The organism is Rhizobium sp. WYCCWR 11152 (assembly GCF_013087615.1).
GTDB classification, from domain to species: domain Bacteria; phylum Pseudomonadota; class Alphaproteobacteria; order Rhizobiales; family Rhizobiaceae; genus Rhizobium; species Rhizobium indicum.
The window spans coordinates 755,989-777,321 of record NZ_JABFCP010000009.1; the positions used below are offsets into that span (position 1 = coordinate 755,989).

General features: G+C 61.5%; 19 protein-coding genes. 5 read left to right on the forward strand and 14 right to left on the reverse strand.

Translation table 11 applies throughout. From position 1 onward, the window contains the following. Positions 1–663, forward strand: a complete 663-nt coding sequence (gmk, locus tag G9X67_RS18970) for a guanylate kinase (protein ID WP_138328365.1) — start codon at positions 1–3, stop codon at positions 661–663. A gap of 44 nt (positions 664–707) precedes the next feature. Here the strand turns inward: gmk and rsmA are convergent, their stop codons facing one another. From rsmA to G9X67_RS19005, 7 genes are all read right to left on the reverse strand, one after another. Then, positions 708–1,535, reverse strand: coding sequence for a 16S rRNA (adenine(1518)-N(6)/adenine(1519)-N(6))-dimethyltransferase RsmA (gene rsmA / locus G9X67_RS18975; RefSeq protein ID WP_138328364.1), 828 nt, complete (start codon positions 1,533–1,535; stop codon positions 708–710). Then, positions 1,535–2,563 carry a 4-hydroxythreonine-4-phosphate dehydrogenase PdxA gene (pdxA, locus tag G9X67_RS18980; RefSeq protein WP_138328363.1) on the reverse strand — a complete coding sequence of 343 codons (1,029 nt, stop codon included), beginning with the start codon at positions 2,561–2,563 and terminating at the stop codon, positions 1,535–1,537. The genes rsmA and pdxA overlap by 1 nt, the downstream gene beginning before the upstream one ends. A gap of 6 nt (positions 2,564–2,569) precedes the next feature. Continuing rightward, the gene (locus G9X67_RS18985) at positions 2,570–3,514 is read right to left on the reverse strand and encodes a peptidylprolyl isomerase (protein ID WP_138328362.1); all 945 of its coding nucleotides are present in this window, start codon (positions 3,512–3,514) and stop codon (positions 2,570–2,572) included. Between the two features lie 184 nt (positions 3,515–3,698). Further along, positions 3,699–6,026 (reverse strand): LPS-assembly protein LptD, encoded by a 2,328-nt coding sequence (locus G9X67_RS18990; RefSeq protein WP_138328361.1) that lies wholly within the window; start codon positions 6,024–6,026, stop codon positions 3,699–3,701. Beyond that, positions 6,026–7,114: an LPS export ABC transporter permease LptG gene (gene lptG / locus G9X67_RS18995; RefSeq protein ID WP_171599417.1), complete on the reverse strand. Its 1,089-nt coding sequence runs from the start codon at positions 7,112–7,114 to the stop codon at positions 6,026–6,028. Before lptG ends, G9X67_RS18990 begins: the two co-directional genes overlap by 1 nt. Further along, positions 7,111–8,292, reverse strand: a complete 1,182-nt coding sequence (lptF, locus tag G9X67_RS19000; protein WP_138328360.1) for an LPS export ABC transporter permease LptF — start codon at positions 8,290–8,292, stop codon at positions 7,111–7,113. Before lptF ends, lptG begins: the two co-directional genes overlap by 4 nt. A gap of 100 nt (positions 8,293–8,392) precedes the next feature. After that, positions 8,393–9,166 carry a phosphatase PAP2 family protein gene (locus tag G9X67_RS19005; protein ID WP_138328359.1) on the reverse strand — a complete coding sequence of 258 codons (774 nt, stop codon included), beginning with the start codon at positions 9,164–9,166 and terminating at the stop codon, positions 8,393–8,395. 144 nt (positions 9,167–9,310) lie between these two features. Here G9X67_RS19005 and G9X67_RS19010 point away from each other — a divergent pair, with 144 nt between their 5' ends. Together G9X67_RS19010 and G9X67_RS19015 are read left to right on the forward strand one after the other, a co-directional pair. Beyond that, positions 9,311–10,801 (forward strand): leucyl aminopeptidase, encoded by a 1,491-nt coding sequence (locus tag G9X67_RS19010; RefSeq protein WP_138328358.1) that lies wholly within the window; start codon positions 9,311–9,313, stop codon positions 10,799–10,801. Further along, entirely contained in the window at positions 10,801–11,250 is a 450-nt protein-coding gene (locus tag G9X67_RS19015; protein WP_138328357.1) for a DNA polymerase III subunit chi, read from the forward strand. The genes G9X67_RS19010 and G9X67_RS19015 overlap by 1 nt, the downstream gene beginning before the upstream one ends. A 124-nt stretch (positions 11,251–11,374) precedes the next feature. Here the strand turns inward: G9X67_RS19015 and G9X67_RS19020 are convergent, their stop codons facing one another. The 7 genes from G9X67_RS19020 to G9X67_RS19050 form a co-directional block, all read right to left on the reverse strand. Then, positions 11,375–11,878 carry a hypothetical protein gene (locus G9X67_RS19020; RefSeq protein ID WP_138328969.1) on the reverse strand — a complete coding sequence of 168 codons (504 nt, stop codon included), beginning with the start codon at positions 11,876–11,878 and terminating at the stop codon, positions 11,375–11,377. Between the two features lie 72 nt (positions 11,879–11,950). Further along, the gene (locus G9X67_RS19025) at positions 11,951–12,877 is read right to left on the reverse strand and encodes a Gfo/Idh/MocA family oxidoreductase (RefSeq protein ID WP_138328356.1); all 927 of its coding nucleotides are present in this window, start codon (positions 12,875–12,877) and stop codon (positions 11,951–11,953) included. A 107-nt stretch (positions 12,878–12,984) separates the two neighbouring features. Further along, positions 12,985–15,027, reverse strand: coding sequence for a prolyl oligopeptidase family serine peptidase (locus G9X67_RS19030; RefSeq protein WP_138328355.1), 2,043 nt, complete (start codon positions 15,025–15,027; stop codon positions 12,985–12,987). 142 nt (positions 15,028–15,169) lie between these two features. After that, positions 15,170–16,015 (reverse strand): polysaccharide deacetylase family protein, encoded by an 846-nt coding sequence (locus G9X67_RS19035; RefSeq protein ID WP_138328354.1) that lies wholly within the window; start codon positions 16,013–16,015, stop codon positions 15,170–15,172. A 179-nt stretch (positions 16,016–16,194) separates the two neighbouring features. Next, positions 16,195–18,078 carry an ABC-F family ATP-binding cassette domain-containing protein gene (locus tag G9X67_RS19040; protein ID WP_138328353.1) on the reverse strand — a complete coding sequence of 628 codons (1,884 nt, stop codon included), beginning with the start codon at positions 18,076–18,078 and terminating at the stop codon, positions 16,195–16,197. A 137-nt stretch (positions 18,079–18,215) separates the two neighbouring features. Continuing rightward, the gene (locus G9X67_RS19045; RefSeq protein ID WP_138328352.1) at positions 18,216–19,265 is read right to left on the reverse strand and encodes a GGDEF domain-containing protein; all 1,050 of its coding nucleotides are present in this window, start codon (positions 19,263–19,265) and stop codon (positions 18,216–18,218) included. Positions 19,266–19,441: 176 nt separating this feature from the next. After that, entirely contained in the window at positions 19,442–19,951 is a 510-nt protein-coding gene (locus G9X67_RS19050) for a DinB family protein (RefSeq protein ID WP_138328351.1), read from the reverse strand. 139 nt (positions 19,952–20,090) lie between these two features. On the opposite strand from G9X67_RS19050, the gene G9X67_RS19055 reads away from it, so the two are divergent. Both G9X67_RS19055 and ndk read left to right on the forward strand, forming a co-directional pair. After that, positions 20,091–20,780 carry a glutathione S-transferase family protein gene (locus G9X67_RS19055; protein WP_171599418.1) on the forward strand — a complete coding sequence of 230 codons (690 nt, stop codon included), beginning with the start codon at positions 20,091–20,093 and terminating at the stop codon, positions 20,778–20,780. Positions 20,781–20,861: 81 nt separating this feature from the next. Then, entirely contained in the window at positions 20,862–21,284 is a 423-nt protein-coding gene (gene ndk, locus G9X67_RS19060) for a nucleoside-diphosphate kinase (RefSeq protein ID WP_003547097.1), read from the forward strand. Positions 21,285–21,333 lie beyond the last annotated feature (49 nt).

Genomic DNA, 21,333 nt, shown 5'->3' on the forward strand with positions numbered 1-21,333 from the left:
ATGAAACCGGCGAAATCCTCGCCCGTGCACATCGCCCGCCGCGGTCTGATGCTTGTCATCTCGTCGCCATCAGGCGCCGGCAAGTCCACCATCGCGCGCACGCTGCTGGAGACCGACAGGCAAATCGGCCTTTCCGTCAGCGTCACCACGCGCCAGCGCCGCCCGAGCGAAGTCGAGGATGTGCATTACCACTTCAAGAGTGTGCGCGAGTTCGAGCGGCTGCGCGATAGCGACGCGCTGCTCGAATGGGCCGAGGTGCATGGCAATTTCTACGGCACGCCGCGCGAGCCGGTCGAGCAGGCCATGGCCGAAGGCCGCGACATGCTCTTCGACATCGACTGGCAGGGCGCCCAGCAATTGCAGGAGAAGATGTCGGCCGACGTGGTCTCGATCTTCGTGCTGCCGCCGACCATGACCGAGCTTCAGTCGCGGCTGCATCGCCGTGCCGAGGATTCCGAGGAGGTCATCCAGACGCGCCTCGCCAACAGCCGCGCCGAGATCGCCCACTGGCGCGAATACGACTATGTCATCGTCAATGACGATCTCAACGCCGCCCTCGACGCCGTCCAGTCGATCGTCAAGGCCGAACGCCTGCGCCGCGACCGCCGCCATGGCATGTTCGACTTCGTCCGCGAGTTGCTGGAAGAGACGCCGTCGCTTTAAGGTAAACTCCTGGGAAAACCGCTTCGCACCTCGCTGGAACTGCCCTACAGGCTGTTTGCGAGAAGGCAGAATTCCTCGACGGACAAGGTTTCCGCCCGACGCGCCGGATTGATCCCGGCCTTGACGAGCAGGCTCTCGCCGCCGAGGGATTTCAGGCTTTGGCGGAGCATTTTGCGACGCTGGCCGAAGGCCGCCTGTGTCACCTTTTCCAGATTGGCGACAGCGCAGGGGATCGGGGATTCGCGGGGGGTCAGTTGCACGACCGTCGACGTCACCTTCGGCGGCGGCGTGAAGGCTTGCGGCGGCACGTCGAAGGCCATGCGTGCCTCCGTCCGCCAGCCGCAGAGCACGCCGAGACGGCCGTAATGATCGTCGTCTTCGTTGGCGACGATACGCTCGCCGACCTCCTTCTGAAACATCAGCGTCAGCGACTGCCAGAACGGCGGCCAGGCTTTCGGCAGCAGCCAGTTGACCAGCAACTGCGTGCCGACATTATAGGGCAGGTTGGCAATGATCTTGATCGGGCCTTGCGGCGCCAATGTCTCGAAATCAATCTTCAGCGCATCGCCTTCGATCACCTCCAGCCGGCCGGGATAATGATCGGCGATCTCGGCGAGTGCCGGCAGGCAGCGGGGATCCCGCTCGATGGCGATGACCTTTCTGGCACCGAGCGCCAGGATCGCCCGCGTCAATCCGCCAGGGCCAGGGCCGACCTCAACGATGGTCGCCTCTTCGAGTGTGCCCGCCGTGCGGGCGATCTTCTGCGTGAGGTTGAGGTCGAGCAGGAAGTTCTGCCCGAGCGCCTTGCGCGCATCGAGACCGTGACGCTGGATGACGTCGCGAAGCGGCGGCAGGCCATCGAGTGCTGCCATCAGCGGCGGCTTTCCACACTGCGGCCGAGCTGGGCGGCGAGCTTCAGCGCGGCAACGAGGCTGTGCTCGCGCGCCAGTCCCTTGCCGGCAATGCCGAAAGCGGTGCCGTGATCCGGCGAGGTGCGCACGAAGGGAAGCCCGAGCGTCACGTTGACGCTGTCGTCGAAACCAAGTGCCTTGGCCGGGATCAGCGCCTGATCGTGATACATGCAGACGGCGACGTCGTATCGCGCCCGCGCCTCGTCATGAAACATCGTATCGGCGGGCAGGGGGCCGATCGCATCGATGCCCTCGTCGCGCAGGCGCTCGATCGCCGGACGGATGACATCCTCGTCCTCCGTACCGATCGCCCCGCCTTCGCCTGCATGCGGGTTGAGGCCGGCAACGGCAAGCCGCGGCGCCTCGATGCCGAAGCGCTGCCTTAGATCTTCATGGGCGATCCTGCAGGTTTCCGTGATCAGGTCGCCCGTCAGCGCCTGCGGCACGTCGCGGACCGGAATATGGATGGTGACGGGAATGGCCCGGAGCTTCGGTCCGGACAGCATCATCACCGGTGTCACCGGCCGGCCGGTCGCCCTGACGGCGAGATCGGCGAGAAATTCGGTATGGCCAGGAAACCGGAAACCCGCCTCGTAAAGCACGGCCTTGGCGATCGGATTGGTAACGACTGCGAGCGCCTCGCCGTCAATGACAAGCGACACGGCTTTCTCGATCGACGCGATCGTGCCTTTCGCCGTTGCCGCATGCGGTTCACCGGCCACGACCTCGATACCGGCCGGTATGGTCATGACGGGCAGCGCATCGGCAAACATGCCGGCGGCCTTGCCGGCTTCATCGGTCTCGCGGATCGAGACCGCCAGATTGAGTTGGCGGGCTCTCAACGCCAGAACATCGGGGTCGCCGATCAGGAAGAAAGGCGGCAGCCCGAGTTCACGCCGCCGGAGCCAGGCCATCAGAGTAATATCCGGCCCGATGCCGGCGGGGTCGCCCTGGCTCAGCGCAAGCGGTCGCGAAAACGGTATCGCCATTGTCGGTCAGCGATAGGCGATCTGCGCCTTTTTGCGCAGTTCATCCAGATATTTCTTGCTGTTTTCGTTTTCTGGGCTGGCGTCCTTGCCGCCCTTGGACTTGTCGAGATCTTCCTGGCGGAAGACCATTTCGGCGGCCTGGTCGTCAGAAACCTGCCGCTGGCTGCAGATTGCCAGATATTCGACGCCCTTGTCGGTGACGCGGGTCCCCGTCGTGTTGCCCTTGGCCTGCTCGACCAGCGGCTTCCAATCCGGCGGGATCTCGGGGGCGAGCAGGCGGCCGAGATCGCGCACGGAAACGTCGCGCATCGTGGCAGCAAACACCTTTGCCTGATCGCAGCCCGGAAATTTGGAGCGCGACGCCTCGGCCTCGCCCTTACGCTTGCCGGTGATGGCGCCGCGCTTGGCTTGCGGAATGACGAAGATGATCTGCTGCAGCATATATTCCGTCGTGACCGGCTTCTGCTTGTTGTTCTGCATCATGCGCGAGACGAGATCATAGTTCGACAGCCGCGAGGTCGAGCCGTAGCGGGCGTTGACGACACGCGGCCAGCTCATCTGCACGGCGATGAAACCCTTGAAATGATCGACGCCGACGCCGGCGCGATCGAGGATCTGCGACATCTGCTCGGGGGAAAGCTTGTTGCCGCTCGAAAAGCGCGCGAAAGACGCATCGACGTCCTGCTGCGAAACCGACATACGGACGCGGGTGACTTCCTGCCGCTTGAGCGCCTCGTCGATCAATTGCTCCTCGGCGGTCTTGGCATCGGCCTTCGTATGCTGCAGGCGCAGGAAGGCCTGGCGCTTGGCGACGTCGCCGCTGGTGATCGCGGTGCCGTTCACCACGGCCTTGACTTCACTGGCCGCGAGCGCTGGACCGGCAAGGCCTGTCAGCAATGCAAGCGCTGCCCCGGCGAGGAACTTGGTTATGGCTTTTTTCGCGTCAATCATCTGTTGACCTCCCGATAGCGCCGCGAGACGTTGTTCGCAGCGTTCTTACCACAGTGCGAGACACGCTGAAATCGCTTCCATCACGGCGCGAAACTCCTATGCCTCAGATACCGACTGGCGGCAATGTCCTGCACAGGCTTACGGCGAAAGAATGGCTTCAGGCCATGTTTGCGCCGATCGCCCGTCATTCGAGGGTGTCGGTACCGATCTTGATGTCGCCGAGCGTGCGGAAGGTTAGCCGTGCGCCGATCGTCCAGTCGCTTCCTGACTCGTCGTCGGAATCTCTGCTGTCCGTATAGGCGATCGTGAAGATCGTGCATTCGTCCTCATAAGAGAGGCCGATCGTCCGCCGGCTTATCACATCATTGTTCAGATCCCAGGCAATGCCGCCGAAAATCGACCAGTAATCCTTGAACTTGACGGTGCTGTTGGTCTGGATCTCGTCATTGTCCTCGGCGAAGCCATATTCCGGCTGGGCGCTGAGATGAGTGTAGGTCAGCTGTGTCGAGAAGGTGTCGTTCTGGTAGGCCGTCGTCAGGTCACCGCGGCGGAATTCGAAATCTTTTTCGTCGAGCCGGTAGGAAGCTGCGACGGAAACGCCGTACGGTGTTTCGACGCCGCCAAGGCCGACATAATCGGAGCGGTCGGTTTCGAGGCCCGAATCCGCGCCGACGTTGACGAGGTCATCGGTCGCAAACGAGTTCTGGCCGGCGATCTGATAGGATTGGCCGAAGATGCCGTGCAGCTTGTAACCGCTGTCGAATGTACCGGTGTACTGAACGCCGATATTGGCGCGAGTACCGCCTTCGACCCGGTCGTAGCCCGAGAACTTGTCGCGGTCGAACAGCGAGGTGGCGTCGAAGACGAAGCTTTGCGCATCCTCGTTCGGCAGGCGGCCGGCGAGCTGCTCGTCGGGGCGGGCATAGATCTGTGCGATCGGCTCGAGGATATGGGTGCTGTTATCAGTCGTCATCAAGATCGGATAACGCATCTCCAGCCCGGCTGTGAACATCGAGCGGGTGGCGGAATTGCCGTCGACATAGTTGCCGGTGTAGCCGGTCGGATCGTCCATGTTCAGCGCGAAGGCATCGCCGCGCGCGGCCAGCAGCGGTGTGATTACCAGGCCGGTCGGCGTGACGTAGGTGCGCTTCCACTGCAGCTCGGCAGTCAGCCGCGAAGTCTGGCCTTTCAGGCCGCGGAAACGGTCGAAGCCGTCGACGGTATAGAAGTCGTCATGTGTGCGCGAAATATTCGTCAGGTTGACATCCGCCGAAAGCTCGCCGCCGGCAAGCGGCTGCGGCGCCACATAGTGATAGTCCAGCGACGGATAGACGATCGCCTGCTGCTTTTCAGCGGTATTCGTCCGATCGGCATCCTGGACGTCGAAATAGAACGCCCGCATGTCGAAATAATTGCGTTTCCCGAGCCCTGTCAGGTAGATCTGGTTGGTACGATCCGTACCGGTCAGGCCCCGCAGCTTATACGTTTTCGAGAAATTGTTGTCGCTCTGCGTCATGACGTCCCAGCCGAACGTCCAGCGCGGATTGATGCGGAAGTCAGCCTTGGAAGCCACCATGCCACGTTGCTCGGCTTCGGCATCGCTTGTGCCGGAGCTGAAGTTGCCCGGTTTTGCCTGGTCGATGCCGGCGACGCGCAGAATATGCGTGCCATTTTCGAAGCGTTGGCGAAATTCACCTTCGATGAGGAAGCCCTGGGCAGTGTAGCCCGTGGCTGTGACCGTCGCGTCCATGCTCGGCGAGATCACATAGTAATAAGGAACGGAAAGACCGAAGCCGAGATTCTGCGACAGGCTCATCGTCGGAAACAGAAAGCCGGATTTGCGTTTCACCGTATTGTCGGGAACTTCGATGAACGGCAGGAAGGCGATCGGATGGCCGAGCAGCTCGAAGCGCGCTCTCTCCAGACGGATCGTATGCGTCTCGCCGTTCTGGATCACCCGCTGGGCTTTGACCTGCCAGAAAGGGGCGCGCTTCGGATCTTCGGCGCAGGGAAGGCAGGCCGTGTAGACGCCCTTGTTGAGAATCATCATCGTGCCGCCGACGCGCTCGCCGCTTTCGGCAACGATACGCGTGTTGTCGGCGGTCTCGATGCGCAGCGAGTTCAGGAACCCGTCGGCAAAATTGTCGGTCACGTCAAGGTCGTCGGCATAGATGCGGTTGCCGTCGGGGCTGACGAGCTCGACATTGCCGAGCGCCATCATCCGGCCGGTCTTCTGATTGTACTCGACCTTCTGCGCGACCATTTTATAGCCGCCATAGTTGATCTGCACGCCGCCGACCGCCGACACCAGATCGGCGTCACGGTTATAGACCAGTTCATTGGCCGAAAGCAGAAGCTTGGCCCCTTCGGGGATCTTCTTCTCTAAATTTTGTTCGGGCGCGCTGGCCTGGCCGAAAGAGGCCGGGGCGCTGCCGAAATAGGAACATAAAGCCGCACCGACAAGCAGGGCAACCAGCTGTTTACTAAAATACTTGCGGTCGCCTGCCGCCACTAGCCGTCCTCCTGATGAAGCAGAATAGTCGCACCCAAGGCCAGCGCGACGACCACCGGTATCCACGTCGCCACGAAGGGGGGCACGACTCCACTGCTTCCGAATGCCTTTACAAGCACGGTGATGACATAAAGCATGAAGCCCGAAAGGATGCCACCCAGAATCACGGAGCGGGATTGGTTGAACCGGCTAAATTTTAGGGACACTGTTGCGGCTATGAAAGTCATGGCCACCAGCAGCAATGGCTGGGACAACAGGGAGTTGAATTGCGTCTCCAGCGCCTTGGTCGAGATGCCGAAGGATTTGGCCGCCGCAATCCGGTTAGAAAGGTCAAAGAAACCAATTGTTTCCGGCGCTGTCAGCCGCTCCTGGACGAAGTCCTGTTTCAGATTGGTGCGAAGTTGAACCGAAGCTTTACGCACGGGGATTTCGCCAGGCTTGCGCTCGACAACCGTGTTAAGTTGCCAGTAACCATCTTCCAATTTTGCAGTGGCGGCGTCCTGTCTCAGAATGACCTGACCGCTTGAATCGAAATGGATCAGCACCGCGTCGATCAGCTTGGTTCCGTTCTCCTGGACCGTCTGGGCGCCGATGATGACATCGTCCCGGCCACTGATCTGGCGCAGCCACGGAACCTGCGGCGCCTTGCGCAGAACCGCGTTCTCGCCGCGCCAGTCGGATTCGACCAGCAGCGCCTGGCGCTGTCCCCAGGCGGCAAGCGGGTTCAGCGCCGCCATCGTCAGCAGGCCGAGCGCCAGCGAGCCGGCGATGAAGGGGAACATGAACTGCCAGACCGAAATGCCGGCGGCGCGCGTGACGACGAGTTCATATTTGCGGTTGAGGCCGATCAGCACCGTCATGCCGACGAACAGCGCGATGAACGGCACCGTCTGCTGCAGGATGAGCGGCAGGCGCACCGCGGTCATCAGGACGCCGCCGCCGATCGTGTAGCCGGGAAGGCCGGACATGCGGCCCGCCGTCTCGCTGAAATCGAGGAGGAAAGAAATCGCCGAGACGCCGATCAGGAACCAGCCCGTCGTCACCAGATAGCGGCGAAAGAAATAACGCGACAATGTCCCGAACATCATTGGGCAGTGCCCCCGCCGGTCCTGCCGGTTGCGGCAAGCAGCCTTTCCTGCATCCGCCTCCAGAAAGACGAAATCCGGTCGCGGATGAACGAAGGCATGACCAGTCGTTTGTGCAGGCCGAGGAAGACGATCGAGATGATGCTGCTGACGATCGGGATGGCGTAGAGGACGGCGATATATTCAGGATCGGTATCGATCTGATTGGCCGCGTAGAAGGCCGCCCATCGCATCGCGAAGGCATAGGCGAGAGCGCTCACCATCGGATGCAGCCGCGCTTCGCGGTGTGAGCGCGCATCGCCGGCGATCGCCAGTGAAAACAGGGCAAAGACGACAGGCAGGATCCAGTCGGTCAGCCGCCGATGCAGTTCGGCGCGGTAGCTTTGCGGCCGGATCGTATAGTCCTTGTCGGCCGGATCCGGATTGAACAGGAACCACAGGTCACGGTCGCTGGCGCGCAGCGTCGCCTGACCGCGATTCTCCGTCATGTCCGAGAGGTCGAAGGAATAGGAATCGAAATTGATGACCGAGACGTTGCCGTCGGGCGTTTTGCGGTGCACTTCGCCTTGATGCATGATCAGCGTCGTGCCCGTGTCGTCGACCGCGCCTTCCTTCGCATAGTAGATCAGTTCGTAGGCCGGGTCGCGCTCGTCGGCGACGAAAAGGCCCTTCAGCATGCGGCCCGCCATCCGCTGTGAGATCTGTACATAGAGGCCTTCATCGAGTTTCCGGAAGGTCTTTTCCTCGATGACCGAAGAGAGGAGGTCAGCATAGGTCTCGGCGATCATCTGGCGCACGACGGTCTTTGCGCGCGGCTCGACGACGTTGTCGACGAAGAAGGAAAAGACGCTGATGACGGCGGCAAGCAGCAGGATCGGGCGGATCAGCACGCTGCGCCGCGCCCCGGCCGCATCGATGACGGTGAGCTCGGAATCATTGTTCATCGTCGTCAGCGTCTGGGTGATCGCGATAACGAGAGCGAAGGGCAGCACGACAGGAATGATCGACGGCAGAATCATCGTCGCCAGCTTGGCGAACGAGCCGATCGACTGGCCGCTGTCGGTGACCAGATTGATGCGCTGCAGAACCTGAGTCGTCCAAATGATCGCCAGAACGGGCAGGAGCGCCACGAGAAACATCTGGCCGACGCGCCGTAATATGTATGTCTCGAGTAGTTTCATGCCTGCCCTTGAAAGCACCTGCACGCCCAAACGGCCTTGCAGGAGAATCCCTCTACGCTCTTTGTCGCGCTTTTGCGACAAGCTGGTGTCAAAAATTCATTCAAATTTCAGAATTTTTTTGATGCTGTTGCGACTCAGTTAACGCCAGCAATGCGGCGAAGACGACAAGCGAGGAAAGCCATCCAAGAACTACGTCGGAAAGGTAGTGTGCGCCGAAGGATAGCCGCATCGCCGGGGTGAGGATCGAGATTGCCGCCACGGGCGGTACCAGCGCATAACGCAGGGATTTCGGAACGAAGAGCAGAAGGCAGAGAAGCCAGCCGGCACTCGCCGCCTCGCCGGAGACGAACGAGCAGTTCGAAACGCATTTTCCGGCAAGCGAACCTGCCTCGACGAAATGCAGAGCACCGCCGAAAATGTCCGTCTGTATCGGCCGCGGCCGGCCCCAATGTTCCTTCAGGACGACATTGACGAGCAGCACCGGCCCGATCAGCAGCGTTCCGAGCGCGACTTTGAGCTTTTGCGCGCGCTGAGCGTTGAAGGTCGCGCCATGCTGCTGGTAGCATTCGACGAGTTTCCACACCATCACGATCGCCACCACATAGGGCAGGCGGAAGAAGATGGTGCGCAGCAGGTCGAAGGCCGCGACGTCGCGATAGGGAAAGCCGCCGCAGATGCTCCCGGCAGCAGCAGTCGCGTCGCAATCTGCGCCCACGAAAAAAAGCTGGGAAAAATAGATGTCTATTCCGGGAAAGGCGCGGAAGACGGCAAGCAGCGCCCACCACATCCAAAACAGCAGCATGAATGCGCCGAAAGTCGTTTTCGGCAGGCGGATTGCCAGGCCCCGCCATCGATTTTTCGAAAAAACTGTCAACGCGAATATCTACGAAACTGACGAAAACATGAGAGCCCTGATGGCTGCGGGCGACCATAACAATTGTCGCAAGCCATTGACAGACCCGCCAAACGCGAAATTATCCGCGAGGGACGGATTTCAAAGAATCCCAGCGGAGAAGACATGTCAGTAAAGTTGGAAATTTCATTCTCGAAGTCGGCAAAGCTCAATGGCGGCCTGGCGATCCTGTTGAAGACCGCGGAGGCCGACAGCGCTGCCGGCGCTGAAACAGTCGACCCGGCAGGCGTGATCGCCAAGGCTGCGAGAATCGCCCGATTCTCCGCGAAATCCATGGGTGCGCTCGATATCGTCGTACCCGAAGGCGCGCCCGTTGAGCGCATCGTCGTCATCGGGCTCGGCAAGACCGCCGAACTCACCGCCCATGACTGGCTGAAGGCCGGCGGTGCTGCCGCATCGAGAATCAAGAACACCGACAAGGCCGCTGTCTTCATCGACGTGCCTGGCCTCGAGACCAGCGCACGGGCAGCCGCCGATTTTGCGCTCGGCATGCTGCTGCGCGCCTATAGCTTCGATACCTACAAGACGAAGAAGGGCGACGAGGAAGAAAAAACGCCGAAGTCCGTCAAGGTGACGATCGTCACCGCCGATCCGGGTGGTGCCAAGAAGGCGTTTTCCGATTCCGAAGCGATCGCCGGCGGCGTCAATCTTGCCCGTGACCTCGTCAACGAACCGCCGAACGTGCTCGGCCCCGTCGAATTCGCCGCCAAGGCGAAGGAGCTGGAAAAGCTCGGCGTCGAAGTGGAAATCCTGACCGAGAAGGAGATGCGCCGTCTTGGCATGGGCGCCCTTCTCGGCGTCGCCCAGGGCTCCGTGCGTCCGCCGCGCCTGGCGGTCATGCAGTGGAAGGGCGGCAAGGGCAAGGATCGCCCCGTCGCCTTCATCGGCAAGGGTGTCGTCTTCGATACCGGCGGCATTTCGATCAAGCCGGCCGCCGGCATGGAAGACATGAAGGGCGATATGGGCGGTGCGGCAGCCGTCACAGGCCTCATGCATGTGCTCGCCTCCCGCAAGGCCGCCGTCAACGCGGTCGGCATCATCGGCCTGGTCGAGAACATGCCTGACGGCAACGCCCAGCGTCCTGGTGATATCGTCACCTCGATGTCCGGCCAGACGATCGAGGTGATCAACACCGATGCCGAAGGCCGCCTCGTGCTCTGCGATGCGCTCTGGTACTGCAACGACCGCTTCAAGCCGCAGTTCATGATCAATCTCGCCACGCTGACCGGGGCGATCGTCGTGGCGCTCGGCAATGTGCATGCCGGCCTGTTCTCCAATGACGACCAGCTTTCCGCCCAACTGACGGCAGCCGGTCTTTCGAGCAACGAAAAACTCTGGCGCATGCCGCTCGGCAGGGATTACGACAAGCTGATCGACAGCAAGTTCGCCGATATGAAGAACACCGGCGGCCGACAGGCCGGCTCGATCACGGCCGCGCATTTCCTCAAGCGCTTCGTGCAGGACACGCCTTGGGCGCATCTCGATATTGCCGGCACGGCGATGGGCTCGCCGCAGGACGAGATCAATCAATCCTGGGGTTCCGGCTTCGGCGTGCGCCTGCTCGACGAGCTCGTTCGCGCCCATTATGAATCCTGATGACGGACGTTCTCTTCTATCATCTGACCGAATCCAGGCTGGAGGACGCGCTTCCGCCGCTCATCGACAAAAGCGTCGAGCGCGGCTGGCGCGTTGCCGTCCAGACGCGCGAGCCGGCGCGGCGTGATGCTCTCGATCAGCATCTTTGGACTTTCCGCGAGGAGAGCTTCCTGCCGCACGGCACCGACGAGGCGGATTTCGCCGAAAGCCAGCCGGTGCTTTTGACGGTGACGCCGGACAATGCCAATGCGGCGACCGTGCGTTTCATCGTCGACGGCGCCGAGCCGCCGCCGGCTGATGGCTATGAGCGCATCGTCTTCATGTTCGACGGTCACGACCAGGAGCAACTGGACGCCGCCCGTGCGCAGTGGAAGAAGCTGAAAGGCGAGGGGCACACCCTCACCTATTGGCAGCAGACACCGGAAGGGCGGTGGGAGAAGAAGGCCTGAGCGTTTCGCCACGACGCTGCAGCGCCGCGCGTCTTTTCGAGAGCCGCAAAGGACGCAGCAACACTTTGAATTGCGGCATGAAGCCGTCGCCGTCCAACTTCGCTCTCCCGGCCAGCGAACGCCGCTACCGTGTCGAACCTTTATCCTCGTCGAGATTTGTCAGGATATTGAGGGGTACGATCCCGCCAGCACTTTCCGACGCGTCGAGCGCTTCGACTGCCAAAACATGCTTTCCATTCGGACTGACAAAAGCGAATGCCCACGCCTTGTCGGCAAAGGTGCTGACCGGCATTTCCGCCCAGCCGGCTTGATGGACAAGGCGTTCGGCATAATAGACCTTGATGGCCTGCGGCTCGGTGGTGCTGGCGAGATTGCGCGCCAGGATACGCATGGACTTCTCTCCGAACCGCCCTTCCAGTTGGCCCAGCACCTTGCGGGTAGCCTGCCAATCCTGGGCCTGGGTCGCCGATCCGAAGGAATATTCCTCGGATCGGGAAACGCCCGGTGCATCAGGCGGCATGACGGCCTCTTCGCACCAACATGCTGCAAGGCCGAGAAGCGGCACCACAAGGGTGCCAATCTTCAACACGCGGAAAAATCGGCCCTTGCGGCCAATTTTGTTGCTCATGAGCGGCTGCCCCCGAACACTATTGCCATAGGCCGGCAAATCTTGCCGGTTTCTATGACGTTATTGCGACGCTCAATCGTGGAAGGCGTCGACGAATTTCCGCTTGCCGAGCATGAAGGCGTCGGCAACGTGGCGCAGCGGCGCGAGATCGACGTCCGATTTACCGGCCTTGATGATTTCGGCAAAGCGACGGTAGAGCGAGGGATATTCCTGCTCCGGCTCGGCGAATCTGAGCGTGCCGTCGATCAAAAGCTTGGCGCCGCCCTCGGCGAGCACCATCTGGCCGGCTGCCGTCTCCGCGACGATGTCCCAGCTCTGCTTGCCGGTCTGGCGCCAGTCGAATTCGGCGTGAACCGGCAGGCCGTCGGCATTGCGGAAGCGAATGTCGGCCGCGATCGGCGCATCGCGGTTGTCGGGAAATTCGAGCACGGCCTCGGTGATGAAGATCGGCCGTGGCAGGATATGGGTGACGATCGACAGCGCGTTGATACCGGGATCGAAAACGCCGAGGCCGCCAGCCTGCCAGATCCATTCCTGGTTCGGATGCCAGTGGCGGACATCCTCCTTCCAGATCACATGCACGCTTTTGATCGTCGTCGCGGCAAGAAACGCCTTCGCCGCCTCGACGCCCGGTGCATAGCGCGAATGCCAGCTGGCAAAGAGCGACGCACCCTGCTTGTTTGCCAGCGCTTCGAGGTCGGCCACTTCGCTGAGCGTCGCGCCCGGCGGCTTTTCCAGGAAGACGTGCTTGCCGGCGACGAGCGCCTTATAGGCCGCCTCGTAGCGATATTGCGGCGGCATGCAGAGCGAAACGGCATCGATCGAGGGCTCGGCATCGAGCATCGCTTCGATCGTCGTATAACTCTTGACGCCTTCGACCGTGCCGTGGCGGCTTGCCGTGGCGACGAGTTCGAAATCCGGGTTCTTGGCGACGGAGGGAAGGTGCTGGTCGCGGACAATTTTGCCGACGCCAACGATGGCGAGGTTGATGGGGGACATGGTGTTTCGCTCCAGCCTATGAAAAGTATGACTTATTGGGTTCGTTTTTTTAGCAGAAAGAGGAACGCCGACAAGCTCTCCCTCTTGATTCTTTGCATGATGGCATTCTACCGCATGATAGTTTGGCGAAGGAAACTGTAGCCCATCGCTGCGCGGGCGGCGCGCTCTTCGGAATTGCCGTCGCCGCCATGACCGCCCGAGCCGAATTCATGGAACAGCGGCCGGTGTCCTTCTTCCTCCAGCCGCGCGGCAAAGCGGCGCGCATGCGAGGGATGCACGCGGTCGTCATTGGCGGAGCTTTCGATGTAGATCGGCGGATAGCTGACCTTGGTCGCCGGTCCGACATTGTGAAGCGGCGAATAACCGAGCATGAAATCCCGGTCCACCGGCGTCTCCGGATCGCCATATTCGTCCATCCAGGCTTGCCCTGCGCTGAACAGGTGGAAGCGTGTCATGTCGAGAACCGGCACCTGGCACCAGACGGCACCGAAATCGTCGGGATAGCGCGTCAGCATCACGCCGGTCAGCAGGCCGCCATTGCTGCCGCCCTGGCAGGCAATCCGCGACGGCACTGTATAGCCGCGGGCGACGAGATCGCGCGCGATGGCGACGAAATCGGCAAAGGCCCGGTCTCGCCCCTGCCGCTTGGCACTGCGATACCAGTCAGGCCCGAATTCGCCGCCGCCGCGAATATAGGCCTGCACATAGGCGCCGCCTTGTTCCAGCCAGCGTCCTGTCACGCCGGAATAGCTTGGCGACAACGGGACATCGAAGCCGCCATAGCCGTAAAGCAACACCGGCAGCGCGCCCTTCGTCCATTGCTTCGGCAGGACAAGCCGGTAGGTAACCCTCGTTCCGTCCTCGGAAACAGCCTCCAGCAGTTCGGATGACATATCGGTCGCATCGAAATAGCGCGGCGCTGCCGCGACGAAAATCGGTTCGGCCTCTCTGCTGCGATCCGACAGCTCGAGGCGGTAACAGACGGGCGGCTGCAGGAAGCCCTGGCCGACGATGTGGAGCGTATCGTCGCCAAGATGCAGATCCGCATGGAGTGGCCTGAAGTGAGCCGTCTGCATATCTGCCGGCAGTGCGATCTCGCGCTGCTCGGCGTCGGGCCTTGTCAGGTCCAGCACCATCAGACGCGGACGCAGCCGATCGGAGATGATGAAGACGCACCACTCCTGCATCAGTATCATCTGCGCGATGGACTGGCCCTCGCCAGGCTGAAACAGGATCCGCTCCGGCCCGAGCAGGGCCGTCTCCGAGGCGGGATCGAAGCGTTGCAGCACGAGGCTGCCGGTCGCAACGCGTTCATCGGTCTTTGCCCGCCAAAGGCAATGATCATGATTGAACTGGAAATCGGCTTCCTTAGGCAGATCGATGCGCCGCTGTGTGCCGTCGTTGGCGATAAGGAAAGCGCTCGCGACGCCGATCTCGTGGGCGGCGACGAAAATATCGATCAGTCCGCGATCCGCCGAAGCGCCTGATAGGGCAGGGTCGATGACGAGATTGAAGCCGTAGACGTCCTCGTCTGCTGCTTCGAACATGACGACGGCATCTTCCGGTCGCTGCCCGCGCTTCAATCGCCGTCCGACGCGCGGCCATCCCGAGCGGGTCGCCGAAAACCTGTCGATGGAACCGAAATAGCAGATTTCATCACGGCTCAGCCAGGTGGCATGCGATCGTGCGGCCGGTGTATCGAAGCCGCCCTTGACGACCTCTTTCCGCTCGGTGTCGAATTCGAGCAGCCGGAGAAGGTCGGAGCCGCCGTCCGAAAGTGTGAGCAACACCCGCATCGGCTCCCACGGGCAGGTGACGGCGCCGCGCCAGTTCCAGCGCTTGCCTTCCCTGACGCAGAAGGCGTCGAGATCGAAGACCGGCTCCCAGGCGGCGTCCGGCAGCGGCTCCTGATCTGCCGGCAGGCGCAGCCAGATGCCGAGAGGATTGTCCTTGCTCTGGCGGAAATCGAACAGCCACTCGCCTCGGCGCATCGGAACGATCAGCCTGTCCTGCCGCTCGATCAGCGCCTTGATCGCGTCGCGATCCCTCTCGAATTCAGCTGTTCTCAGAGCCGCGTCGGAAACCCGGTTGTGCTCGTCGATGAACTGGCGGGTGCGCGGATCGTCGTCCGTTTCGAGATGAAGGTTCATATATGACCTGCCGGCTTCTGTTGACGTCGGACAGATCTAGGCAGCCGGTCCCGACTTGGCAACCCGCCTTGCAGCGCCGCGCGTCTCTTCATACGCGCGAAGGACGCTGTAACACTTTGAATCTAAGCATCGGCCCGATGCGCTAGCGGATCGTCACGAAATCGGCCGAGGCGACGACGGTGTTCGGCACCTCAGTCTTCTTGAATTTCAGCGTCACCACCTTGTAGCCTGCGGCTTCGAGCCTCGAGAGCAGGTTCGGCAGCATCGTCACCGTGCGTTTGTGGATGTCGTGCATCAGGATGATGCCGCGGCCGCGCTTGTGCAAGAGGTTCATCGTCCGCTGCGTCGCGGAGACCCGCGTCGTGATGAAATAGTCCTTGCTGTCGATGTCGACATCCATGACCACCATGTCGCGCAAGGCGATCGCGGCGCGCAGCCTGTGGCTCTCGGCAAGATAGGGGAAGCGGAAGAAGGAGACATCAGTTCCGGTCGCCTTGGTCACCGCCAATTCGCCCTTGACCACCTCGGCCATCGCCGCGTCGAAACTCAGCGAACTCAAATTGGCGTGGTCATAGGTGTGACTGCCGATCGTGTTGCCGTCCTGGGCGACCTTGCGCGCGAGCGCCGGATGCATCTCGGCCATTTCGCCGACCATCATGAAGGCGCCCTTGACGCCGAACTGGTCGAGGATTGCCAGCACCTTGTCGGTCCGGCCGGGGATCGGGCCGTCATCGAAACTCAGGATCACTTCCTTGTCCTGCAGCTTGAGATCGGCGAGCGAGGAGACCTCCAGCGTCCGTCCGGCGAGATGATGCGGGCCGGTAAGGCGCGGCGTCGCATCGTCGCCGGTATAGGCAAGCGCCCGTCCCTCGGGCGCGATCACCGATGAGGTCTTGATCGAAGTATCAGGTGCGGCTTGTCTGGTGGTGCTGCAGGCGGAGAGGGCGGCCGTGAGGGCCATGCAGGACAGAAGGAAAAAACGATACATGGAAAGGGCTCAACAAATCGGTAACGAATGTTGAGACAACCTTTCGAATTATGGTTAACGATCGGTTGATAATGGCCGGAATTGTGTTGATGCGCGGCACTTCGCCACGCTTTCGCTAGAGCATGATGCCGAAAAGTGTGAGCGGTTTTCGTGCGACATCCTGTTCTAAGGCCCTGTGGCTATCCCGCCATCGCTTCTTCGTATTCGGCCGACAGCATCAGCCAGTCTTCCTCGGCGGCAGCAAGTTTCGCCGCAGCTTCGCCGCGCTGCTTTGCCTTCTCGGCGGCCTTGGCGGGCGTTTTCTCGTAAAGGGCCGGATCCGCAAGTTCCGCATCAAGCGCGTGAATCTGTTTCTCCAGCTTCGCCGTCAAGGATTCGATTTCGTTGATCTTTTTCCTGAGCGGCGTCAGCGAGGCGCGACGTTCGGCATTGAGCTTGCGCTGGTCGGCCTTCGACGTCGCGTCTTCAGTCAGCTGCGGCTTTTCTTCTTTTTTTTTACCTGAGGTGACGATGAGGTCGCGGTACTCGTCCATATCGCCTTCGAAAGTCGTCACCGTGCCGCCATTGACCAGCCACAGCCGGTCGACCGTCGCCTCGATCAGATGGCGATCGTGCGAGATCAGGATGACGGCGCCTTCGTAGTCGTTCAGCGCCTCGATCAGCGCGCGGCGGCTATCGATGTCGAGGTGGTTGGTCGGCTCGTCGAGGATCAGCAGATTGGGCGCATTGAAGGCGGCAAGCCCCATCAGCAATCGGGCTTTTTCGCCGCCGGAGAGATCCTTGGCGGCCGTCGCCATCTTCTCGGTCGCAAGCCCCATCTGGGCGACGCGGGCGCGCACCTTGGCTTCCGGCGCACCCGGCATCAGCCGGCGCACATGCTCCACCGGCGATTGCTCGGGAATGAGGTCGTCGAGCTGATGCTGCGCGAAGAAGCCGATCCTCAGGCTCGGCGCGATCTTCACTTCGCCGCTCTCCGGCGCCAGCCTGCCGGAGATGAATTTGGCGAAGGTCGATTTGCCGTTGCCGTTCGAGCCGAGCAGAGCGATGCGGTCGTCATTGTCGATGCGCAGATTGAGGTTCTTCAGGATCGGATTGCCGGGCTCGTAGCCGACGGCGCCGCTCTGGATCGCGACGATCGGCGAGGCCGGCTGCTTTTCCGGCTCGGGAAAAGTGATCGGCTGTACGTGGTCCTCGATCACCGCGGCGACCGTTCCCATGCGCTCCAGCGCCTTGACGCGCGATTGCGCCTGCCGGGCCTTGGAAGCCTTGGCCTTGAAGCGATCGATGAAGCCCTGCAGATGTTTGCGCGCCGCGTCGTTCTTGGCCTTGGCCTTCGTCTGCAACTCGTCGGCTTCCGCCTTCTGCCGCTCGAACTGGTCATAGCCGCCGCGATAGAAGGTGAGCTTCTTCTGGTCGAGATGGACGATCGCATTGACCGCGTTGTTCAACAGGTCGCGATCGTGGCTGATGATGATGACGGTGTGCGGATAGCGCCTGACATAATCTTCCAGCCACAGCGTGCCTTCGAGGTCGAGATAGTTGGTCGGCTCGTCGAGCAGGAGCAGATCCGGCTCGGAAAACAGCACGGCAGCAAGGGCGACGCGCATGCGCCAGCCGCCGGAGAAGGAGGAGGCGGGGCGGGCCTGCGCCGCCTTGTCGAAGCCGAGGCCGGCAAGAATGCTCGCCGCGCGCGCTTCGGCCGAATGCGCGTCGATATCGACAAGGCGCATCTGGATTTCGGCGATGCGGTGCGGATCGGTTGCCGTTTCCGCCTCGGCAACGAGGGCGGTGCGTTCCTTGTCCGCGGCAAGCACGATCTCGATCAGGGCGTCCTCGGTCGCCGGCGCTTCCTGCGCCACCTGGCCGATGCGTGCGGCCTTGGGGATCGACACCGACCCGCTCTCCGAGCCGAGATCGCCGGTGATGACGCGAAAAAGCGTGGACTTGCCGGCGCCGTTCCGCCCGACGAGCCCAGCCTTCGTGCCTGAAGGCAGCGAAACGCTGGCATTGTCGAGAAGCAGGCGCCCGGCGATGCGGGCGGAAATATCGGTGAGCGTGATCATGGCCGGCGTTTTGGCCGAAAGCGCTCGCCAAGGCAAGAGCGCTTATCCCCGCGCCAAGCTTGCTTGTGCACTGACAAGCTTGCTTATCCTCGGGACAAGCTTGCTTGTCCCATGGCAAACCTGCTTCGTCCGCCGCCTCAGCGGCCGAAAGCCTGCACCGGTTGTCGGGGGTTCGACTGCGCGGCGAGAAGCGCCACCCGGGCATTGGCTTGCAATTGTCCCGGCGTTGCCGCGTCGGTGCTGAGCGCCACGCCGACCGAGATGGTGAGCCTGCCGGGATCGGCCTTGTCGGATGTCGCGAAGACCAGATTGTCCTCGACGGAGGCGCGCAGGCGCTCGGCAATCGTCATCGCATCCTGCATGCCGACATTGGAAAACAACAGGGCGAATTCGTCAGCCTCTGTGCGGGCGACGAAATCGTTTTTCTTGACCGACTTGCTGAACAGGCCGGCGAGCTTCTTCAGGAGCTTGTTGCCGACCTGGGTGCCGTATTTGTCGTTGAGATCGGTGAAATTGTCGATATCGACCATGATCAGCGCGCTGCCGGCGGCACCTTCTTCGCGCTTATAGAGATCGGCGATCGTCCGGTTCAGCGCGATGCGGTTCGGAAGTCCGGTGATCCTGTCGGCGATGGCGGCCGATTGCATCGCCGAAATGCCGCGCTCCAGCGTTTCCAGCGTCTTGATATCGTCCTGCAGCTTCGCGCCGATTTCCATCTCCGCTGCAAGAACGGTCGAAAGGGACGCAGTGAGGTAGTCGATCTCGCTGAGGAAGGCGGCAAGGCTCTGGTCGTCATGGCCGGACACGGATTTCAGGATCGTGCCGCAGGCGCGCGCAAAGGCGTTCTTGTGCTTCAGCCCTTCGGCAAGCCTTTCCGCCACGTCGCGCAGCATCCGGCTCGCCTCGTTTCGGGATGTCTCGCCCGCCAGCCCGCAATGGCCGACGAGGCGGTATTTCAGGCCGAGTTCGTCGAGCATCGGCTGCTGCGGCTGGGACCCGAGTGCTGCGATATCCTGCGCAAGGCCGGCATTGAGCCCGACGATCGCCTCATGAAAGAGTTCGTAATTGCGCGGGAGTGCTGCGACGTTCAGACGCGCCATGTGCTGGGCGATCTTCTGAATATCCGCCATCGGCGCCGGACGCGCAGCCTCTCGCGGCACCAGTGCGTTTGCGCTTGCATTCTGCATGACGATCCCTCGCGGCCCGGCCTCATCTCTCTCACTCCGCTATGACTGCAAGCTTTTAAAAGAGACTGAATTTTCAAAGGGAAGCCCAGGATTGGCGGTAGAACCGGCAAAGGCGGTTAATTCAGTCTTGATGGCCAGTTTCGGATGACATCATGTTCTAACTCTTTGATCGGGCCTCACATCCATTCGCGGCCCTCGCTGCGCAGGAAGTAGATGAGATCAAGCGTGAGGCTCGGCTTGCCGAGCGCCGTCAGCGTCATGTGGCACTGGCCGCGATGATGGGTCTGGTGGTTGAAGAAATGCGCGAGCGCTGACGACAGAGGCTGGGTGATCTCGGCCGGCTGCACCACTGTTACATAGGTGAAGTTGGCGGCAAGCGCCGCCTCGTCCAGCATGCCCGTCCAGGCAATGATACGCTCGTCCTCGGCTTTGCGGGCGGCGGCAAGCGAATCCCGATCTTCGAAGAGCACGGCATCGAGTGTCGTCGGCGCTTCGCCGGTGCCGGTGAAGCGCTTCATCCATATCCGGTCGGCAACGATCAGATGATTGAGCGTGCGATGCAGCGAGCCGAAGAAGGCGCCGCAATCATTGCGGAACTCTGTATCGCTAAGTTCGGCCGCAGCTGCATAGACTTGCGTGTTGGCCCAGCGATTATAGGCGGCGAACATCCTGTAATGTCTGAGCATTCCGTCCCTCCCGGTTTGGTCGCGGCAGTCTATCCCCTTTTCCCGAAAATCGCAGTGATGCGCCCATGAAATTTCCTGATTTGATCGCAGCCGCTTTCTGTCGTCGAATGCATGGAGCTGCGATCTCGAAAGGACTGTTATGACCAGAGCCCTCTATTCCCTCTGCGGAGCCGACGAGCGGCGCTTCTTTTCGCCCCATTGCTGGAAGGCGGTGATGGCGCTGGCGCATAAGGGGCTCGATTTCGAGGAGATTCCGACGACTTATGCCCGCATCCGCGCGATCGGCGGCGGTGTCTCGTCGATCGTGCCCGTTCTCGACGACAACGGCCGGCTGATCCCCGACAGTTTCGACATCGCCCTCTATCTGGAAGAGGCCTATCCCGAGCGGCCGTCGCTATTCAACGGCGAGGGCGGCAAGGCGCTGTCGCGGATGGTGGAAGGTTATTCGCAGATGATCATCCATCCGGCGATCATGCGCATCGCCCTTCTCGATATCCATGCGAACCTCGACGAGGCAGACAAGGCCTATTTCCGCGAAAGCCGGGAGGATCGGCTCGGCAAGCCGTTGGAAGTGGTTGCCGCCGACAGCGAAGCGGAGAAAGCCACCTTCGGCGCCAAGCTGGAGCCGCTGCAGCACATGCTGAAGTTCCAGCCCTTCATCGGCGGGCAGACACCGCTCTTTGCCGACTATATCGTCTTCGGCGCGCTGCAATGGCTGCGTGTCTCCGCGGGTCTCGCCATGCTAGCCGCCGACGATCCCGTCATGGCCTGGTTCGAACGCTGCCTCGATCTTCACGAAAGCCGCGGCAGGACTGTGACAGCGGCGTGAAATTGCCGTCTACCTCTTGTTTTCGGGCGTTGGGGCGGGTAAAGACCGCCCACTTTTCCCGAGAAAACAGAGGATTTGACTATGGCGATTGAACGCACCTTCTCGATGATCAAGCCGGACGCAACCAAGCGCAACCTGACGGGCGCCATCACCAAGATGCTCGAAGATGCCGGCCTGCGCGTCGTTGCTTCCAAGCGCGTCTGGATGAGCCGTCGCGAAGCCGAAGGCTTCTACGCCGTTCACAAGGATCGTCCCTTCTTCGGCGAACTGGTCGAAGGCATGACCTCCGGCCCGACCATCGTCCAGGTGCTGGAAGGCGAAGGCGCGATCCTCAAGAACCGCGAGATCATGGGCGCGACCAACCCGGCAAATGCTGACGAAGGCACGATCCGCAAGGTTCACGCTCTGTCGATCGGCGAAAATTCCGTCCACGGCTCGGATGCTCCTGAAACGGCTGCCCAGGAAATCAAGTACTGGTTTTCCGATACCGAAATCGTCGGCTGAGGCCACGCTTCGGCATTCGCCGGCAATGCCTTGAATTGACTCTCGAAAG

Coding starts and splice junctions, on each gene's coding strand:
- G9X67_RS19035 (WP_138328354.1), bottom strand. CDS start 16,015: ATGTATCGTTTTTTCCTTCTGTCCTGCATGGCCCTCACGGCCGCCCTC.
- G9X67_RS19015 (WP_138328357.1), top strand. CDS start 10,801: ATGACGGACGTTCTCTTCTATCATCTGACCGAATCCAGGCTGGAGGAC.
- G9X67_RS19025 (WP_138328356.1), bottom strand. CDS start 12,877: ATGTCCCCCATCAACCTCGCCATCGTTGGCGTCGGCAAAATTGTCCGC.
- G9X67_RS19050 (WP_138328351.1), bottom strand. CDS start 19,951: ATGCTCAGACATTACAGGATGTTCGCCGCCTATAATCGCTGGGCCAAC.
- pdxA (WP_138328363.1), bottom strand. CDS start 2,563: ATGGCGATACCGTTTTCGCGACCGCTTGCGCTGAGCCAGGGCGACCCC.
- G9X67_RS19030 (WP_138328355.1), bottom strand. CDS start 15,027: ATGAACCTTCATCTCGAAACGGACGACGATCCGCGCACCCGCCAGTTC.
- G9X67_RS19010 (WP_138328358.1), top strand. CDS start 9,311: ATGTCAGTAAAGTTGGAAATTTCATTCTCGAAGTCGGCAAAGCTCAAT.
- G9X67_RS19045 (WP_138328352.1), bottom strand. CDS start 19,265: ATGCAGAATGCAAGCGCAAACGCACTGGTGCCGCGAGAGGCTGCGCGT.
- ndk (WP_003547097.1), top strand. CDS start 20,862: ATGGCGATTGAACGCACCTTCTCGATGATCAAGCCGGACGCAACCAAG.
- rsmA (WP_138328364.1), bottom strand. CDS start 1,535: ATGGCAGCACTCGATGGCCTGCCGCCGCTTCGCGACGTCATCCAGCGT.
- lptG (WP_171599417.1), bottom strand. CDS start 7,114: ATGATGTTCGGGACATTGTCGCGTTATTTCTTTCGCCGCTATCTGGTG.
- G9X67_RS19055 (WP_171599418.1), top strand. CDS start 20,091: ATGACCAGAGCCCTCTATTCCCTCTGCGGAGCCGACGAGCGGCGCTTC.
- G9X67_RS19040 (WP_138328353.1), bottom strand. CDS start 18,078: ATGATCACGCTCACCGATATTTCCGCCCGCATCGCCGGGCGCCTGCTT.
- lptF (WP_138328360.1), bottom strand. CDS start 8,292: ATGAAACTACTCGAGACATACATATTACGGCGCGTCGGCCAGATGTTT.
- G9X67_RS18985 (WP_138328362.1), bottom strand. CDS start 3,514: ATGATTGACGCGAAAAAAGCCATAACCAAGTTCCTCGCCGGGGCAGCG.
- G9X67_RS19020 (WP_138328969.1), bottom strand. CDS start 11,878: ATGAGCAACAAAATTGGCCGCAAGGGCCGATTTTTCCGCGTGTTGAAG.
- gmk (WP_138328365.1), top strand. CDS start 1: ATGAAACCGGCGAAATCCTCGCCCGTGCACATCGCCCGCCGCGGTCTG.